This is a genomic window from Limnohabitans sp. JirII-29, assembly GCF_003063395.1.
Lineage (GTDB): Bacteria > Pseudomonadota > Gammaproteobacteria > Burkholderiales > Burkholderiaceae_C > Limnohabitans.
Genome location: NZ_NESB01000029.1, coordinates 1 through 1,178 on the forward strand (window position 1 = coordinate 1; position 1,178 = coordinate 1,178).

Annotated in this window: 1 protein-coding gene; it reads right to left on the reverse strand. The window is 56.8% G+C overall.

Going from position 1 to position 1,178, the window contains the following annotated elements:
- A partial coding sequence (gene tuf, locus B9Z39_RS16830; RefSeq protein ID WP_100148230.1) for an elongation factor Tu occupies window positions 1-1,175 on the reverse strand: 1,175 nt, incomplete at its 3' end.
- Between the last annotated feature and the right edge of the window lie 3 nt (window positions 1,176-1,178).

The following is a 1,178-nucleotide window of genomic DNA, read 5'->3' on the forward strand; positions in this document are numbered from 1 at the left end:
GCAACCACACCGGCACCAACCGTCTTGCCACCTTCACGGATAGCAAAGCGCAAGCCCTCTTCCATCGCAATCGGGTGGATCAACTTCACCGTGATCGACACGTTGTCACCTGGCATCACCATCTCTTTGCCTTCTGGCAATTCGATCGCACCGGTCACGTCCGTCGTACGGAAGTAAAACTGTGGACGGTAGTTGTTGAAGAACGGCGTGTGACGGCCACCCTCGTCTTTGGACAACACGTAGATCTCTGCCGTGAAGTGCGTGTGGGGCTTGACGCTGCCAGGCTTGCACAGCACTTGACCGCGCTGCACGTCTTCGCGCTTGGTGCCGCGCAACAAAATACCGACGTTGTCGCCAGCTTGACCTTGGTCCAACAGCTTGCGGAACATTTCCACACCCGTGCAGGTGGTCTTTTGCGTATCAACGATACCCACGATTTCGATTTCTTCGCCGACTTTGATGATGCCGCGCTCCACACGACCCGTCACCACCGTGCCACGACCCGAGATCGAGAACACGTCTTCCACTGGCATCAAGAAAGCACCGTCCACTGCGCGCTCTGGCGTAGGGATGTAGCTGTCGAGCGCATCGGCCAACTTCAAGATAGCCAACTCACCCAACTCGCCCTTGTCGCCTTCCAGCGCCAATTTGGCAGAGCCATGGATGATGGGGGTGTCGTCACCAGGGAAATCGTATTTGTCGAGGAGCTCACGCACTTCCATTTCGACCAATTCCAGCAACTCAGCGTCATCGACCATGTCGCACTTGTTCAGGAACACGATGATGTAAGGCACGCCCACTTGGCGAGCCAACAAGATGTGCTCACGGGTCTGGGGCATGGGGCCGTCAGCAGCCGAGCACACCAAAATGGCGCCGTCCATCTGAGCAGCGCCGGTGATCATGTTTTTCACATAGTCAGCGTGGCCAGGACAGTCCACGTGTGCGTAGTGACGGGTAGCCGTCTCGTATTCCACGTGAGCCGTGTTGATCGTGATACCACGCGCTTTTTCTTCTGGTGCCGCGTCAATTTGGTCGTAAGCCTTGGCTTCGCCGCCAAACTTGGTCGACAAAATGGTCGTGATCGCCGCCGTCAGCGTCGTCTTGCCGTGGTCCACGTGGCCAATCGTGCCCACGTTGACGTGCGGCTTGGTACGTTCAAATTTTCCTTTTGCCATTTC